Below are 16,161 nucleotides of genomic sequence, written 5' to 3'. Positions count from 1 at the left end.
TTGCATCATGCGTTGTTCGCAGGCGTCACCACGCCGTAGAGGTCATGCGCGTCGGCATCCTCGATCAGGACGTTGACAATGCTGCCTGGAACAAGGCCGGGATCAACCTGCCGCAGATAGACCGCGCCGTCGATCTCGGGCGCGTCTGCCTGCGACCTTCCGGTGGCGCCGATATCTCCGTCTTCGTCAGGTTCGCCCACGTCGTCGATGATGACGGGAAGCACACGGCCAACCTTCGCAGCCAGCTTGGCCGCGCTGATCGCCTCGGTCTTTTCCATGATGCGGGCGTAACGCTCTTCCTTGACCTCTTCGGGCACGGCACCTGGAAGATGGTTCGCCGTTGCACCCTCGACCGGTTCGAAGCGGAAGGCGCCGACGCGATCGAGCTGCGCTTCATCCAGCCAATCCAAGAGATACTGGAAATCCGTCTCGGTCTCGCCAGGAAAGCCCACGACGAAGCTGGAACGCACCGCGATATCCGGGCAGATCTCACGCCATTTGCGCAAGCGGTCCAGCACCTTGGCCTCGTTGGCGGGCCGCTTCATGGCGCGCAGCACGCTGGGTGATGCATGCTGGAAGGGGATGTCGAGGTACGGCGTCAGCAGCCCTTCCGCCATCAACGGGATCACCGCATCGACGTGCGGGTAGGGGTAGACATAGTGCAGGCGTACCCACGGCCGCACGCCATCCGGCGCACGCAGCCCGCCCAGCTCGCGCGCCAAATCAGTCATGTGCGCGCGCACCTCGCGGCCGTGGAACTGGCGCGGCTCGTGACTGGTATCAACACCGTAAGCGGAGGTATCCTGGCTGATCACCAGCAGTTCGCGCGTGCCGGATGCAACCAGCTTCTCCGCCTCGCGCAGGACGGCATCAATGCGCCGGCTGGCGAGTTTGCCGCGCAGTTGCGGAATGATGCAGAAGGCGCAGGAATGATTGCACCCCTCGGAAATCTTGAGGTAGCTGTAATGGCGCGGCGTCAGTTTCACGCCGCGATCGTCCGCCGCCTGCGGGATAAGGTCCAGATAGGGCCCCAGTTCGGGCGGTGCGGCCTGGTGTACCGCCTCCACCACCGCCTCGTACTGGTGAGCGCCGGTTACCGCGAGCACTTCGGGAAAGCGGGCCCGAATCGCCTCTGCCTCGTTACCCATGCAACCCGTGACGATGACGCGGCCATTCTCGGCGATCGCTTCACCGATCGCGGCGAGGCTCTCTTCCTTGGCGGAGTCCAGGAAACCGCAAGTGTTGACTAGGACGACGTCGGCGCCTTCATAGTCTGGGCTCATCGTGTAGCCATCGGCGCGCAGGCGTGTGAGGATGCGCTCGGAATCGACGAGCGCCTTGGGACAGCCGAGGCTGACCATGCCCACCTTGGGGGCTACGGGGAGTTCTAATGCCATGGAACGCGCGCCCATATACCTATTCGTCGATTCTCGCTACCATTGCCATGCAGGGGATCACGGCGGGTTTGGGCGCCTGCCGCGTGGGAGATCGAAATGGGACCGGTAAACTGGCTGGCGGTGGTGCTGGCTGCGGCCGTTGCGGCGGCAGTCGCCATCGGCTGGGGAAGGGCGTTCGGACGCGCCAGCCGCCCATCGCTCGGCCGCCCCGGCAGGGCCGACGGTCCGGCGTGGCTGATCCTCGTGGTCTTCGCGCTGGCGTCGATCATGATGGGCCACAACTTCGCCCGGCTAGGTGAAGCGGTGCTGGAGGCAAAGCCGTGGCTCTACTTCATGCAAACCGGCGGAATCGCGCTGTTCTTTGTAATTCCGGCAACGTGGCTGACGCACACCGCCAAGGGCACCGAGCCTATGCAGCGCGTGACAGACGCCCTGGGGTGGCTGGCGGCCTACCTGGCGATGGGGCTGGTGTTCTGGGTGCTGAGCTAGCAGTTCTGCGTTTGCAGGCAGATACCTCCGATGAGGCCAGCCTCAGCCATGAGCGGATCGCCCTTCGTGGGCGCATGTCGGCGTGATCTCGACGACGACGTCGCCTGGCTCCAGTCGCTCTGCGCCCGCTTCCCAGAAACCTATGGCCTGGCCATGGCGATAGATTCGCAAGCCCTGGCCGCCACTTTGCAATTCGGATAGCGGCCGACCGATCTCAGTCGCTTCGACCGGCCGCTCCACCAGCTGGACACGGCCGTCCACGGATGCAAGGTCCGAGATATATTCGGAGACGTGCTTACCCTCAGCCGATCCGGCGAGCAGCAGCCCGGTGACGCGAACCGGATTGATCACGTTGTCCGCACCGGCCTGCCGCGCCAGAACCTCATTATCGTCGTTGCGGACAACCGTGGTGATCGGCACCTTCGCTGCGAGGTGGCGGGCGGTCAGGATGATCAGGATCGAGGTATCGTCTCGTCCGGCCGAGACCAGAATGGCCCGGGCACGCTCGATCCGGACCGCCCGCAAAGTCGCGTCACGGGTGGCATCGCCCTCCAGCACGTTGCAACCGACCGAACCGGCGGCCTCGAGCCGCGCGGCGTTGCCGTCCACCACCACGATCTCGGCAGGCTTGGTGCCCCGCGCGATCAACTCGTTCACGGCCTCCGACCCGCTGACGCCGTAGCCCAGCACGACGATGTGATCGGCCAATTGCTCCTGAATGCGGCGCATGCGCCATGTCTCCCAACTGCGCCTGATGACGAACTGATAAGCGGTGCCGACAAAGATGAAGATTACCGCGAAGCGGATCGGCGTGACGAGTACGGCCTCGATCAGGCGCGATTTGTCGCTGACCGGGGCGATGTCGCCAAAGCCGGTGGTGGTGATGGAGATCATCGTGAAATAGACGACGTCCAGGAAGCTGACCGCGCCGTCGTGCGTATCGCGCAAGCCCTCCCGGTCGACCCAGTGGACGATCACGACGATGAAAACCAGGGTCAGCGCCGCGCCCAGCCGTAGGGCCAAATCGCCCCACACCGGCAGGTCTACAGCCCGGCGCAACGGTTGCGCGGGTTTGCCAAAGGCGCGTCGGGTCATCGCCGTCGCGCCCCGGTGCGTGGATCACCCTTTATCTCGCCAGCCCTCATCCCGCCATAGTGCAGAGATCACCGCGGCTGTCGAGTGTCGATCAGGGGGCCTTGGCCAGCTCCTGCTGTGGGTCCACTGGCGAGCCGTTCTGACGCACTTCGAAATGCAACTCATTGCCCTTGGCGCGCCCGGTGTTGCCGACGAGGCCTACGCGCTCACCCGACTTTACTTTCGCGCCTTTCTTGACGGTAATCTTGCTGAGGAAGCCGTAAGCGGTGTTCCAGCCGTCCCCGTGGTCTAGCACCACGAGATTGCCGAACTGCTCGGCTTCGGTTCCCGCAAAGATGACGGTTCCCGCCGCCGCCGCGCGAACGGCCGCACCGGCGGGTGCGGTGATATCGATCCCGTCGTGGTGATCCGCGCTCGACGTCGACTTCCAGCCGCGTCGAACCGTGCCGTCCAGGGGCCAGGCGAAGCGACCCACCGCATTGCCCGCAGGTGCCCGCGCCGCAGCCACGGCGGCATCAGCCACGGCGCTGGCGGTGGCGGCCGTCTTCACAGCGGTCGAACTGGAAATGCGGTCCGCCTGAGAGGGCAACTGCGGGTCGAACACCGTGGGGATCAGCAGTTCCTTGCCCGGGGTGACAGCTGCATCGGGAGAAATCCCGTTGGCGACGGCGATCTGGCTCCACGGCACGGCGTGCTTGTAAGCGATGGCAAAGCCGGTATCGCCCGGCCTGACCACATAATGGCGCGTGCGCGGGATCAGCAGCTTCTGGCCTTCACGCACCGAATAGGGCTGCGTCAGGCCATTGGCTTCCGCGATCAGCACACGGGGGACGCGAGCGCGGTTGGCGATGCCGCCCAGCGTTTCGCCCGGCCCCACGATATGGACGCTTTCCTTTAGCAGCGCGGGATTGTCCGCCGTCTTCAAGGCGGACGAAGTGGCGGCGGGCGATGGCTTGTCAGCCTTTATAGTCGCTTTAGCGGCGGAAGAAGCAGCCGCGGCTATCTTTGCCTGGACCGCAGCTTTGGACGACGCATCACGCGGGATCTTCAGCGTTTGCCCCAGGCGCAGCGCATAAGGGGCTTTTAAACCGTTGGCCTGCGCCACAGCCGTTGCCTTTACTCCCGCGCGGTTGGCGATGCCGTTCAGCGTTTCGCCTTCACCGACAACGTGCTCGCTCTCCGTTGCGGGAGAAGCCAGGGCGGGCAGGGGCGCCAGCGCCGCCAGCAAAAAGGCCAAGCGCCTCATTGCGCGAATTGCGAAGCCAGCTGCGCCATCGATCCCTCATGCGTCAGGTCGAGATGCAGCGGAGTCACCGAGATGAAGCCTTCGAAGATCGCCTCAAGATCGGTGTTCCGGCCGGGCGTGTGTTCGATGCCATGCAGGCCGAACCAGAAATACGGAAAGCCGCGCGGATCGACGCTTTCGACCAGCGAGCCGCGCGCGTAATCATGAAATCCTTGCCGAACCACCCGTACCCCCCTGACGTCTTCAGCGGCCACCGGAGGGAAGTTTACATTAACCAAGGTACGGCTGGCGAATGGTGTTTCAAGTAAGGGTCCTAATACTTTTGCGCCCCAGGCCTCGGCGGCGGCGAAGGATACGTCCTCGCCTGCATCCTCGCGCGAATAGACCTGGCTCAGCGCGATCGAGCGGATGCCCGCCAGCGCCCCTTCCAACGCGGCGGAAACCGTGCCCGAATAGGTCACGTCATCGCCCAGATTGGCGCCCCGGTTCACGCCGGACAGGATCAGGTCGGGCGGGCCGGGTAGCACCTTCCTTAGGCCCATCGTGACGGCATCGGTCGGTGTGCCGGTGACGGAAAAGCGCTTGGGCGCATGCTGGCGCAACCGCACGGGGCGAGTCAGCGTCAGCGAGTGTCCCGCGCCGGATTGCTCTTCGGACGGGGCGCAGATCCAAATGTCATCCGAAAGCTTCGCGGCGATCTTCTCCAGCACGTAAAGGCCTGGCGCGTTGATGCCGTCATCGTTGGTCAGCAGGATGCGCATGTAAATTCCTTGGTCTTGGAGCGATCTGTCCGGTGAGAAAAGCCGTGGTTCAGGCGATGACGGCCAATCGCTCGATACCGCCCATCCACGGCCTCAGCACGTCCGGCACCCGCACCGAACCGTCCTCGTCCTGATAGTTCTCCATCACGGCCACCAGCGTGCGGCCCACGGCAAGGCCCGAGCCGTTCAGCGTGTGCACGAATTCGGTGCGTTTGGAGCCTTCCGGCTTGAACCGCGTATTCATGCGGCGGGCCTGCCAGTCTCCGCAATTGGAGACCGAGCTGATCTCGCGATAGGCGTTCTGCCCCGGCAGCCAGACTTCCAGATCAAAGGTCTTGCGCGCCGATGCCCCCATGTCGCCGGTGCATAGCAACATCTTGCGATACGGCAGCTCCAGCGCCTGCAGAATCGATTCGGCCGCGCTGACCATCCGCTCGTGCTCGGCCTCGCTCTCTTCGGGCTTGCATACGGTGACCAGTTCCACTTTCTCGAACTGGTGCTGGCGAATGAAGCCGCGCGTATCGCGCCCGGCCGCGCCTGCTTCGGAGCGGAAGCAGGGCGTCAGTGCCGTCATCCGCAAGGGCAATGCACCGGGATCGAGGATCTGCTCCCTCACCGAATTGGTCAGCGAGACTTCCGCAGTCGGGATCAGCCAGCGACCATCGGTGGTGTGAAACAAATCGTCGGCGAACTTGGGCAACTGGCCGGTGCCGAACACGGCATCGTCCTTCACCAGTAGCGGCGGCGCGCATTCGAGGAAGCCGTTTTCGCCGCTCTGGGTATCGAGCATGAACTGCCCCAGCGCCCGGTGCAGCCGCGCCATCGCGCCCTTCAGAAACGTGAAGCGCGCGCCGGCGATGGCTGCGCCCGTCTCGAAATCGAGCCCCAGTGCGGGCCCAAGATCGGCGTGCTCCTTGGGCTGGAACGCGAATATGCGAGGCGTGCCCCATCGCGCCACTTCGACGTTTTCGGCTTCGTCCGAGCCATCGGGGGCGTCTGCTGCAGGAAGGTTGGGCAGACGAGCGAGCTCGGAGCGCAGAGCCTCGTCGTGTTGACGATCTTCCGCTTCCAGCGTGGGCAGCGCCTCCTTGATCTGCGCGACCTCGGCTTTCAACGCCTCGGCCATTTCCTTGTCGCCCTTGCCCATGGCTGCGCCGATCAGCTTGGATGCCTCGTTTCGGCGGTTCTGCATTTCCTGCAGCCGGGTCGCCACGCTGCGCCGCTGTTCGTCGATCGCCAGGATGTGCGAAGCGGCGGCCTCTACACCACGGCGGGCGAGGGCGGCGTCAAAGGCGGCGGGATCGTCGCGGATCAGGCGGATATCGTGCATGGCCGCGCGCCTACCCGCTCGGGGATGCGTTTTCAACGTCGGAGGGGGTTTAACGCAAGATGTTAAGGGGCCAGCCGGGTCATGGCTGGTGGGCGCGACAGGGATTGAACCTGTGACCCCACCCGTGTGAAGGGTGTAAAACGATGACTAGCGGCAGTTTTCCGTCAGCACAAGACGGAACGTCCAGCGATCAGAGCGCGAACATCTCGGCATTTGCTGACCATTTGCTGACCACGCCTGTTCCGGAGACGTCCTCCGGCTGGCCAGATATCGGCACTGACCCGCTCAAGCGCGACCGTATCGATGATCCTGTCGCAGACGCTAAAGCGCACCTGCGACAGGCCTATGTTGTACAGCAAAAGGGGGGCCGAACCAGACCGCGCTGGTCTGGCGAGGCGCATCGGCAGGGTGCTTTCAGATCTTACCAAGCTGCATGCGTGGCAATCGGTGCGCTAGTGGCGCAAGAAGCGTGGCACGATCTACGAGAGAATCGGCGTTGCGGAATTGCAGTGCGCAGCTGGCCTCAACCCAGGTGAGGGCGACGGCCTGGTGATCTATCGCGGAGAGGATGGCAAGCTGTGGGCACGCCTGGCCGATGAGTTCCACGATGGCCGGTTCGAGGCTCTCCGCCCGCAAGCACCAACCGATGGGGAGAAGGGCTGATGGCCTACGAGGTCACAATCCGATGCGACGTGCGTCAGGGTAATCCGTTGACCAAGAAGCGATGCCATTCCGATGCGCAGGCGCGGGAGATCCAGCTGCGGGAAGAGGCGCCGCTTGGTCCGCAGGCGCTTCGGCTTGCGGAGGATCGCGCCAAAGGCCTCGGCTGGAAGCGCGTTCGCCGTGCCAGCCGGCCGACCATATGGGTGTGCCCGGCATGCACGTAATGGTGGAAAAGGAACGCACCATGAACGTGGCGTCCTAGACGAACCTCTTATCAAGAGGTAAAAGCAAAGCCCTCGGACGCTGCTACGTCCGAGGGCTTTAGTGATGTTGAACTCGCGTCTGAGGCGGTTCGATTGCTAGCTCCGTATGCCTACACTCGGGGTGACGCAAGGTCAACTGCCGATGGCGTATCTGCGAAAGGATATAACCATGGCACAATACCTGATCACTTATGACAACCATCCGCCTCGCAACTACGCTGCGCTCTACCAACTTATGAAGCAGTGGAACGCGGTCAAGCTCGCCGATTCGGTGTGGTTGGCAAACCTTAAAGGGCCTGCCTCTGAGGTACGCCGGTTCGTGATGACCACGATGCAGCGGAACGACACTGTCGCAGTGCTCCAGCTTCAACCTGGATCAGACTGGGCGACGAACGCGGTTTCGCCAATCGCTTCGACTTGGCTGTCCACCTTCATCAGGCGTGCACAGGCGGCAGCCTAACTATGCACTGCCCAGCATCGGGTCGCCCCTTGCTGGGCACTTTCTAGCGATGAGAACATAAATGGAACATGCTATCCAGTGCGGGTCATTGATTCGCGATGGAGAAGCACGGTGGACGCGAAGGCAAAGCGCGCGGCGATCGAGAATGTTTGCCGGGAGATTGGCCGTATCGCCTCGGGCGGCGGTACCTTTCAGGATATCACGAAGGCGACCGATTACCGGGCGTTCACGCCAGCGCCGAAGGATGCCCGCCTGAAGATCGAGGGGCGCACCAAGACGGCCGACGAGTTGCCGTCGTTCGGTCGCTGGCTGCTGGTCCAGCCGGCGACGGGCCTACGCGCTGCGCTTATCACGGCGGCGAAAGCCGATCGTCAGTTTCCCCTGGACGGCACGGCCGACGACGTACGAGCCCGGCTAAATGGCTGCGGGGCGGAGGGCGATATGTTCGAGGCGCTGGACGACGCTGAGCTGGATTGGTGCGCGCTGTGACTTCCAGGAGCCGGCCTGCCATCAGGTGGACACCTATAGCCGATCTTCCGAAGCAGCCCGATTACGGCAGCTACCTCGTATGGGTCACCGGTATGGGCGCGCGCGACGCGCACTGGCTGCCAGAAGGCTCAGGCGGGTGGCTGATCGAGCGACGCCTCGTTCATCGGAATGTCGTCAGCCACTTTGCCTGCATCAATGAACCGGAAGGTTGAGCGCTTGGCGCGGCGTTGGACATGCCCTTCCACCACCTTGACATGCCGCTCGACGAAGCGGTCGGCTATGCCAGCCATGTTAGGATCAAATGCAACCCTGCCTCGTGCATGCCGCCTTGTTCGCATGAGGTGATCTGGCCGACATCCCAGCTATACGAGAAGCTACCCCGCTGCCGCACCTACCGTGATTTCTCCGAGCGACTCGTGTGCAGCCGGTGCAGGCGACGGGGCTGGCTGACGATCGAGGCGGCGGCCCGATGACACGGCAGGGCGATCCGCCAGGATATCTTTACGATCTGGGCTTGAACCACGGCTCCGACGTCCGCTCGATCCGTAGGAGGTCCGGATACACCTGACATAGCTGGATCGCCTCGTTTGGCGTGCCATCAGTCCATTGCGCCCAGTCCTCTTGACGAAGTATCGTCGGCATCCGGTCGTGTATGTCGGCCATCTGTTCACAGCCATCGACCATCACCATGGAGTAGGCAGCACCCCACTCTTCCGTACGCCGCCAGACACCGGCGACCGCAAACAGTTCATGGCCGTCCAGGGCGTGCCATGTTCGGGTCATGCTACCCTTTGGTCCCTCCGCCTCGGCCCACGCCGTGACAGGGATCAGGCAGCGCCTGCGTGCGAAGCTGTCGCGCCAAAACGGCGTATTCAGCTTGTCCTCCCGCGCATTGTTGACCGGCTTAGGCTTGAGAGGAGCCCCGGTCTTCTTGCTCTTGAGCACGAGGGGAAAACCCCAGGTCATGGTTCCGAGTTGTCCGTTGGCGACCACCAGACCGGGGTAGCCGGGGTAGACCTCCGCGGCAAAGTTCGCGCCGATCTGCGGCTGCGCTCTAAACAGGCGGCCCACTTCGTCGATCGGCTTGTTCATGCGGTAGAGATTGCACATCGTTAAGTCGCCTAATCGACCTCGGCCCAAAGATGCGCTGTTTGGAAGCCGATGAGAAAGGCTCCGTCGGTCTCCTCATCCGTCTCTGTGGTAACCCAATGTTCGCTTTGTGCGTCCCATCGAGCGAGATAGAAGCAATGAGGAGCGCTCGGATCCAAGCCCCCGCCAAACTGTGGGCCGAGAATCGTTGGCACAGCTAAGAGCACTAGGCCGCCATCGAACGGACGTCCCGCCATAAGAGCCTTCGGCATTTGCTTCCAGGTTATTGCCATGCACCGATATCTACCGTCGGTGCCTGAGCTAGTCGACCCGCCTCCGATCAAAGCTGATCTTAGCGAATGGTTGATAAGCGAAATTTTCTGTTAACCCTGTGAAAGGCCGTAGTAGGGGTTTTTGCTGGGCAGAACGCACTAGGCAGAATCACATTCAGATGAGCGAAAACGCGCATTCGGAAATGCTAAGCAACAGGCAGCGAGAGCTTCTGGAGCTTGTAGGCTCCGGCGTCACGACGTCGAAGGACCTAGCTGAGCATACTGGTCTGTCGCCCATGTATATCGACAAGGTCCTTCACCAAGCCGCCAAACAGCTTGGGGTTCGTGATCGTCATGCGGCTGTGGCACGCCTAAAAATAATTAAGGTTTCTGACCCTCGTTCTGACGTCAGAGCGCAACCCCTTCCACAAACGGACAATTTACGACTTTCTGAGCCGGCCAGCGGGGAGCCGGCGAAGCGAACTGTCCGACGCTTTCTCACCCCTCCCAAGCTCGGCGGTGAGTATCAAAATCTGCCGTGGGACGAAATTCTGCTGCAGATTTTCAAGGTCGCTTTGCTCGGCCTCATCACCGTCATGGCGCTGGTGCTGATCGTCCTCGGTTTCTTCCGGACGTTTGGCTGAACCAGAAATTGGACGGCTGCGGATGCTACTCCGCGAAAGGGAACGATATGCTGAATTTGAAAGAATCTGCCGTTGTCGTCGTAGCTGGCGAGGCCGTTTCCACGGTCGATCAACTCATGGCCTCCTACGTGGCGCAATTGCGATTTTCGGCTGAGGCACTCGATGGATTGCGCGGCTCTGGCATTCCAATTGTGAATGCGCGCAGCCTCCGCACCACGCTGCTTGAAGGCCAAATTGCCGGAGGGGAGTCCCTAACCAAAATGGAATCTGCAATCGCAAAGCTTCAAGCTATTCAAGCACGGAGTAATCAAGCGGAAGTTGCGAATGGCTGCGCGGCACCTTGGGGCAGGGAATGGTTCGTTTCTGCGGCGACAGATAACGTACCTACCGCGGCTGTAGCTCCGCAGATGCAGAACCAGCACTAAGCCAGTCATCGCCTTGACCTGGTGGAGGAAAAAAAGCCATGCTTCGGCATGATCATTTGGCTTCTCTACTGGGTCATTACCCTTGCCGGTTGGGCATTTTCCCTCTCGCGTGGAGGTCGTCCCGCACGATGGTCCTTTTTATTTTTCTCGATCTCAAGTTGCCTGTCTATGGCTTCCACTTGGCCGGAGGCCGACAACGCCCTACTAATTTGGAAAAACTTCAATACTATTTTGTTTTTTGCGGACGCAACATATTTTGTGAACCTGACCGTCCTCGCTCTTGTTTCGCATCGTCACTGGCCGATCTATTCCGCAGGTTTTCAGCTAGTATGCGCGATGACGCACTTCGGCCCGCTCTTAGATACGGATGTTTCTCCAAAGCTCTATCGAGGGCTGGAAACCATCTGGCAGTTACCGATGCTGGTGACGATGGTGGTGGGAATATGGCTGGATCGATCGGCAGATCTGTCGAGGGCAGGGTATGATGGACATACAGATACCGACCCGGCCACAGGATACAGCTAGTTTGAGACAACTCGCGGCTTGGCTGGTCGCGGTAGCAGATGGAACGCTGGATCCGTTCCCCAACAACGACCCGCCTCAACTGGACTGCCAGCCGAACCAGAGTCTTCGGACCCGTGGGAGACCCTTACCAGACGCAAAAGTGATACGCCGGATTATTCAAATTCGAGCTGATCGGCTTAAGTTTTTTGGAACAGAACTATTTGCTGATCCTGCTTGGGAGATGCTGCTTGATCTCACCGCCGCAAAAGTCGAGTGTAGGCCGGTAGCAGTAACCTCGCTTTGCTTGGCCTCCGGGGTGCCGACAACAACGGCGCTCCGGTGGATCGGCCTTTTGGTCAAACGAGGTCTATGCCGTCGCAAGCCCGACCGACTTGATGGTCGGCGGGTGTTTATCGAGCTTAGCGACGAGGGTGCCACTGCGATGGCTAATTACTTTGCCAAACAAGTGCTTCGTTCAGAATTATCAAGTTTTGTTTAGGTCGTGAACCCACAAACTGAATGGCTGAAATCGGGGCGGGCGCACATCAGCCGAGGTCGCTATTCATTTGGCACTCGCCAACGAAACAATCATCAGTTCGGGCACTTGAGTCCTCAACCGTCTGCCGGGGCAGGACCCGGCCTTCTTCGGAAACTACCGCCCCCGGCGTTTCGGTTGGGTCCTGCAGCCGCAACCGTCACGGTAGCTTGCAAGTCGGCCCGAGCGTCACCACGCCCTTGCCCTTAGACCTTTCGTTGCAGATCAGCTTGACAGCAGGGGCAAGGCTAAGTGACGCTCTGGGGCTGCGTAGGTAGGCCGAACTGGCCATGCATCACAACGGGGCGGAGTAGCACTTACAATGGACTTAGACCGCGAGCGTATTTACGAATGCATATTTTGTGATGGCAAGGTGAGTTCGGGAGAGCACCTGCTGTCTGAGTGGGTGTGGAAGGATCTTCATGACCTTGGCTCCCCTGGGGAGCATCTAATATTCTCGCCGCGAGCTGAGGCTCCATACGCTGTCATGCGCGGTAAGCTTGGGCGCGGAGAGCATTCTGCAAAGAAGCTGAAATGTGTGTGCAAACCTTGCAACAATGAATGGATGTCGCGAATTGAAAAGACGGCAGCTCCTGTTTTCCGTCGCATCAAAGAAGCGCCACTTTGTGAGCTGTCCCCGGACGATCGCCTTCAGATTGCGCGATGGGCAACTCTTAAGGCGATGGTGCTTGAGTTTACGGGGCCACACCGAACAATTCCAGGTGAAACTCGAGAACGGTTCATGCAAGACCACAATGTGCCTGATTCTTGGATCATAGCGGTCGGACGCTACTCCGGACAGCAATCTTATCCGCAGCTCTTTACACAGTCCTTTTCTGTTCAAAGAAGCGATGAGGAGGTCGGGGCGCACGAAATTTTAGCACAGTCGATCATGTTCGAAGCGGGCGGCCTGATTACCTATGTTCTTGCCACTAACAATGTGCAGGATCTTGAATTCCTCGTCTCAGATCCTGCTGATCACTGCTCTCGACACGGGATGAGATTGGTCTGGCCGACAGACGGCCTAGAGCTCGCTCTTGTTGGAATAAGCGTTGATGATGTGGCGCTAGAGTACTTAATGTATCCGTGGCCTGCTCAACCAGGCATCGGACCTTTCACAACACTGCTCGATGGCGACCCGCTCAAAACATTAGGTCAGCAATTAGTAGGCGGTGGCCTTACACAGATCGACCTCCGAAAATGTAGGTCGGCATTCTAACAACGATCTCCCTCACTTGCCGAACACTGATAATCTCAACTCCTGCTTAGCCGCCTCCGCAGTTGGCACATGTTCGATGATGTGCCGCAAATCCTCAGGCCCCCGCGCGATGATCTCCTCGCAGGCCGCGACGATGTCCTTCATGCGGGCGACGCCATACTCGTAGCGGCTGTCGCCCCGCCAAGCGTGGAGCTTGGCGAGAGCAATCAGGCGGACGTCCGAGACGTGCTGGACGTCCTGACGGGTGAAGACAGCGGCGGTCACCGGCTTACCGCAATTGCGCTGGTCACTTGCTTCCCCGTCGTCGGAGATTGCGCAGCACCCGAGTTGCGAATGCCGACGCGCCCGATCGTCGTGATGCGGGAGGCGCTGGTGTCCGTCTGCGTGATGACCGGGGTGCCGTCCACGCTTGCCACCAGCGTCACCGATGAGTTGTCACTGGCAATCGTGTAATCCAATCGCAACGTCTTGGCCGTACCGACAGCCCATGTCCCCGCGACATTAGCGCCAAGTTGCGTAGAAGCGCCTGCGTTGATCCGGAAAAGCTGCCACGAGGCGGTGGTCTGGTTCCAGCGGAAGAAGTAGCACGATTGTGCCGTAGTACTGGTCAGGACCGCGATGCCGGGGCTTTCGGCAGCGATGTCCGAAAGATTGTCATAGACAGCCTCTTGGTATCCAGCCTTAGACAGGGGCAGGATTTTGTTGATGAAAAAGTCGCTCGCGTCGGCGCTGTAAGCTCGGCCTCCAATGATCTTGTATCCGTTGGCCTGGCTGGCCAAGTTTGGATGCGCGTACCAGATGCTCCCCACTTCTGGCGCGTGTGCGCTCAGCGCCTTGCCATCCGTATCTGTGAACGTATCGCTGAGAAGCGTTCCAACATAGCTGCTCGGCTCTGGCAGGTCTTGCGCCGGCCCCGAACGCGCCCAAGCCGCTCCGTTACCGACGTAAAGGCCCCCTTGGGTTGCATTGTCGTTTGCTGGCGCAACGCCATTGTGGACGCGAATGAACGAGCCATTTCGAGGCGTCGGGATCGTGTCTGCTGCCCGGACGGTGGGCATGTTCTGACCGAGCGTGAGGCCCGTCGCCACCGCAAACGTCGAGGTAAACGGCCAAGTGATGGAGATATTGTCGGCAGTGCCTGTGGATGCCGGGACACCGTTGAACAGTGGGCCGAACGCCTGCTTCACCGCGATGTTGTTCAGCACGAGGTTGGCGATTGTCGCCGTGCCATTGACGACGTTCGTCAAGTGGTTGAGCGAGACATTCTCGATCGTGATGTTCGACGGCGTAGAGGCTGAGGGCAAGTTAACCAGATCGCCGTGCGTCCCATTGCCCGCGTAAGTGTCGGTGACGCCGCTGACCTTGATGTTGTCCATCATCGCGGCAAAGTCGGTGTTCTGATCGCTCGTGATGAATAGCGCGCTCTTGAGGGGAATGTTCTGCACAATATCGTATATGGCGACGTTGGAGCATGTCGTTGCGAGCGAGACGTAATACTCTACACCGCTCGCGCCTTCGATCACGATATCCCGCAGATCGCCCACTTGCGGCTTTATCGGCGAAGGGCCGAAGGCAGGTGAAAGGTAGACGCTGGGGCCAAACGAAAGCAACGTGCGCGGCCCCGTCGAGCTTGCAGCCAGATTATTCAGGTTTTTGCCATAGACGCGGTAGAACTTGCGCGTGTTGCCCGCCTGAAGCCGGATCATGTTCGTTCGGTTAGAGTTGACGTTCACGTCCTTGTAGATGTGATTGTAGCAGTCAGCCCCCGCTTGCCATGGCAAGCCAGCCATCATCGCTGACGATGATTGCGCGCTTTTGGCCCAGAGGGAGATCGGATCATCGTAGACGCTGCCCGAGACATTCGAGAGAGCGACATTGAGACAGCCGTTGCCCGCGTCGAAACCGTCCTGGTTGGTGCCGTCGCCCAGCACTGTGCCAAGTTGAGCATAGATGAGATCGCGCGCATGGAAGTTTGTCGTTCCGTGGATTGACATGCACGACGCGTTGGCATTGATCTTCACGTCCTTCATGAGAACGTTGTTCGCTGACACCAGGCAGACGCCGTGATTGAGGCGCTGCTGCGTTTGGCGTGTCTGCGCCCCTTCCTGACCGTTCAGGAATACGCCTGAGATAACGAGCCCGTTGTCAGTGCGCGTGGTGGTGTCGCGGTTTTTGTTCGCGACCAACTGGCAGTTGCTGTTGGCTGCCAGCCTGATCTCGGTCGAAGCCGATCCCTGACCATAGATGGCTGTGGCAGACGGCATCAGCAGGATAGCGTTGATGTTGTAGATAGCCGCCGAGAGGTTGACGCTGCGGCCCGCATCTAGCGCCGCCTGGATCGCGGAAGTGTCCGTAGCGCCGGAGGTGTCGCCTGAGGGAGCAATGGCGACAGGCGCGACACCGACGATGAAGGTCATCGGGTCGGACAATGCCGTGCCGCTGGCGTCGCTGACCGTCATTGTCAGAGGGCCGAATGAGCCTGCGGCGGTCGGCGTGCCAGTGATCGCGCCAGTAGCGGACGAGAACGACAATCCGGCCGGCAGCGTACCGGAAAGCGAGTAAGTCTTTGCGCCGCTGCCACCCGCCGTTTCGGGTGTGTAGCTGTACGCCTGAGCAAGGTTGGCCGTGCCTGGTGCCCAGACGATCGACAGTGGGTAACGCAAATTAGGCCCCGGCGTCGGGGTAGGCGTAGGCGTGGGGGTGGCACCGCCCTTGGCGATAAAAGCAGCACGTGCACGTGCCTGACGGTTCCGGTATCCGGCCATAGTTCAGGGTTCCTTCTGTTGATCGGCCGGAGCGGCCAAGTCTGCGGTGATCAGTTCTTGGCCCCAGCGGCGCACGCGTTCGAGGCGGAGGGTGTTGCCGACGAGCTGGTCGAACTCGCCGCGGCCGAGCGCCACGGCATCGGCACCGGATCGGTCACCGCCCGGGGCAGTGTCAGCTTGGCCTGCGGCTCCGGCGTCGCCGGTCGGACTGCCAACGGGGCTGGCGTGGACTGGCACGCGGCGAGCATCGGCAAAGCGAGCAGCGGCAGCACTCGCATCAGTGACGTCTTCATGATCAGCCCTTTCGGCGATGGTGCGGGATGTCTGCTCGGCGGCGAGACGCGCGGCCCGAGCGGATGCGGCGGCACTGGCCTGCGCGGCGACGTAGGCTGCTTCCTGCTCCTGTTGCGCCGACTTCCATTTGCTGGCGACGTCCTCCCATTTGGCGGAGCGTGCGTGCCAGTAGTTCCCGCGGATGAGCAGGCAGGCGCACGCGAGCGCCAAGGCCAGCGAAA

The 16,161-nt window shown here is 61.1% G+C and carries 18 protein-coding genes and 1 pseudogene; 9 read left to right on the top strand and 10 right to left on the bottom strand.

Annotated elements, in window-relative coordinates:
- Nucleotides 1-5: 5 nt before the first annotated feature.
- Nucleotides 6-1,397 (bottom strand): 30S ribosomal protein S12 methylthiotransferase RimO, encoded by a 1,392-nt coding sequence (gene rimO, locus ACHWRX_RS00220; protein WP_394657641.1) that lies wholly within the window; start codon nt 1,395-1,397, stop codon nt 6-8.
- A 96-nt stretch (nt 1,398-1,493) separates the two neighbouring features.
- Between rimO and ACHWRX_RS00215 the strand changes: the two genes are divergently transcribed.
- On the top strand, nt 1,494-1,886 hold the full coding sequence (locus tag ACHWRX_RS00215) for a DUF1761 domain-containing protein (RefSeq protein ID WP_394657640.1): 393 nt from the start codon (nt 1,494-1,496) through the stop codon (nt 1,884-1,886).
- Between the two features lie 42 nt (nt 1,887-1,928).
- Here ACHWRX_RS00215 and ACHWRX_RS00210 read toward each other — a convergent pair whose 3' ends face one another.
- The 4 genes from ACHWRX_RS00210 to serS form a co-directional block, all read right to left on the bottom strand.
- Nucleotides 1,929-2,981, bottom strand: a complete 1,053-nt coding sequence (locus ACHWRX_RS00210) for a potassium channel family protein (RefSeq protein WP_394657639.1) — start codon at nt 2,979-2,981, stop codon at nt 1,929-1,931.
- A gap of 91 nt (nt 2,982-3,072) precedes the next feature.
- Nucleotides 3,073-4,227, bottom strand: coding sequence for a LysM peptidoglycan-binding domain-containing protein (locus ACHWRX_RS00205; protein WP_394657638.1), 1,155 nt, complete (start codon nt 4,225-4,227; stop codon nt 3,073-3,075).
- Nucleotides 4,224-4,988 carry a 5'/3'-nucleotidase SurE gene (surE, locus tag ACHWRX_RS00200; protein ID WP_394657637.1) on the bottom strand — a complete coding sequence of 255 codons (765 nt, stop codon included), beginning with the start codon at nt 4,986-4,988 and terminating at the stop codon, nt 4,224-4,226. Before surE ends, ACHWRX_RS00205 begins: the two co-directional genes overlap by 4 nt.
- Before the next feature lie 49 nt (nt 4,989-5,037).
- Entirely contained in the window at nt 5,038-6,318 is a 1,281-nt protein-coding gene (gene serS / locus ACHWRX_RS00195; RefSeq protein WP_394657636.1) for a serine--tRNA ligase, read from the bottom strand.
- 504 nt (nt 6,319-6,822) lie between these two features.
- On the opposite strand from serS, the gene ACHWRX_RS00190 reads away from it, so the two are divergent.
- The 4 genes from ACHWRX_RS00190 to ACHWRX_RS00175 all read left to right on the top strand — a co-directional run bounded on the left by ACHWRX_RS00190 (nt 6,823) and on the right by ACHWRX_RS00175 (nt 8,193).
- Nucleotides 6,823-6,981 carry a hypothetical protein gene (locus ACHWRX_RS00190; RefSeq protein ID WP_394657635.1) on the top strand — a complete coding sequence of 53 codons (159 nt, stop codon included), beginning with the start codon at nt 6,823-6,825 and terminating at the stop codon, nt 6,979-6,981.
- A complete protein-coding gene (locus tag ACHWRX_RS00185) occupies nt 6,981-7,205 on the top strand; it encodes a hypothetical protein (RefSeq protein WP_394657634.1) in 225 nt (74 codons plus the stop codon). The genes ACHWRX_RS00190 and ACHWRX_RS00185 overlap by 1 nt, the downstream gene beginning before the upstream one ends.
- A gap of 208 nt (nt 7,206-7,413) precedes the next feature.
- Nucleotides 7,414-7,704, top strand: a complete 291-nt coding sequence (locus tag ACHWRX_RS00180) for a hypothetical protein (RefSeq protein WP_394657633.1) — start codon at nt 7,414-7,416, stop codon at nt 7,702-7,704.
- Between the two features lie 111 nt (nt 7,705-7,815).
- Nucleotides 7,816-8,193, top strand: a complete 378-nt coding sequence (locus ACHWRX_RS00175) for a hypothetical protein (protein WP_394657632.1) — start codon at nt 7,816-7,818, stop codon at nt 8,191-8,193.
- A 128-nt stretch (nt 8,194-8,321) separates the two neighbouring features.
- Here ACHWRX_RS00175 and ACHWRX_RS00170 read toward each other — a convergent pair whose 3' ends face one another.
- Entirely contained in the window at nt 8,322-8,483 is a 162-nt protein-coding gene (locus ACHWRX_RS00170) for a hypothetical protein (RefSeq protein WP_394657631.1), read from the bottom strand.
- A gap of 211 nt (nt 8,484-8,694) precedes the next feature.
- Nucleotides 8,695-9,303 (bottom strand): SOS response-associated peptidase, encoded by a 609-nt coding sequence (locus ACHWRX_RS00165; RefSeq protein WP_394657630.1) that lies wholly within the window; start codon nt 9,301-9,303, stop codon nt 8,695-8,697.
- A gap of 430 nt (nt 9,304-9,733) precedes the next feature.
- Here ACHWRX_RS00165 and ACHWRX_RS00160 point away from each other — a divergent pair, with 430 nt between their 5' ends.
- The 4 genes from ACHWRX_RS00160 (at nt 9,734) to ACHWRX_RS00145 (ending at nt 12,881) form a co-directional block, all read left to right on the top strand.
- Nucleotides 9,734-10,198 (top strand): hypothetical protein, encoded by a 465-nt coding sequence (locus ACHWRX_RS00160; RefSeq protein ID WP_394657629.1) that lies wholly within the window; start codon nt 9,734-9,736, stop codon nt 10,196-10,198.
- Nucleotides 10,199-10,245: 47 nt separating this feature from the next.
- Nucleotides 10,246-10,623, top strand: coding sequence for a hypothetical protein (locus ACHWRX_RS00155; RefSeq protein ID WP_394657628.1), 378 nt, complete (start codon nt 10,246-10,248; stop codon nt 10,621-10,623).
- 48 nt (nt 10,624-10,671) lie between these two features.
- Nucleotides 10,672-11,148, top strand: a complete 477-nt coding sequence (locus tag ACHWRX_RS00150; protein ID WP_394657627.1) for a hypothetical protein — start codon at nt 10,672-10,674, stop codon at nt 11,146-11,148.
- Between the two features lie 836 nt (nt 11,149-11,984).
- On the top strand, nt 11,985-12,881 hold the full coding sequence (locus ACHWRX_RS00145) for a hypothetical protein (RefSeq protein WP_394657626.1): 897 nt from the start codon (nt 11,985-11,987) through the stop codon (nt 12,879-12,881).
- Between the two features lie 12 nt (nt 12,882-12,893).
- Here the strand turns inward: ACHWRX_RS00145 and ACHWRX_RS00140 are convergent, their stop codons facing one another.
- The 3 genes and pseudogenes from ACHWRX_RS00140 to ACHWRX_RS00130 form a co-directional block, all read right to left on the bottom strand.
- Complete coding sequence (locus tag ACHWRX_RS00140; protein WP_394657625.1) at nt 12,894-13,145, bottom strand: hypothetical protein; 252 nt, start codon at nt 13,143-13,145, stop codon at nt 12,894-12,896.
- Nucleotides 13,142-15,646 (bottom strand): Ig domain-containing protein, encoded by a 2,505-nt coding sequence (locus ACHWRX_RS00135; RefSeq protein ID WP_394657624.1) that lies wholly within the window; start codon nt 15,644-15,646, stop codon nt 13,142-13,144. The genes ACHWRX_RS00140 and ACHWRX_RS00135 overlap by 4 nt, the downstream gene beginning before the upstream one ends.
- Nucleotides 15,647-15,649: 3 nt before the next feature.
- A pseudogene (locus tag ACHWRX_RS00130) lies at nt 15,650-16,161 on the bottom strand (hypothetical protein); the annotation flags it as partial.

This window comes from uncultured Novosphingobium sp. (genome assembly GCF_964277725.1).
GTDB classification, from domain to species: Bacteria; Pseudomonadota; Alphaproteobacteria; order Sphingomonadales; family Sphingomonadaceae; genus Novosphingobium; species Novosphingobium fluoreni.
Note: the sequence above shows the minus strand (reverse complement) of the source record. Positions and strands in the feature narration are given on the sequence as shown.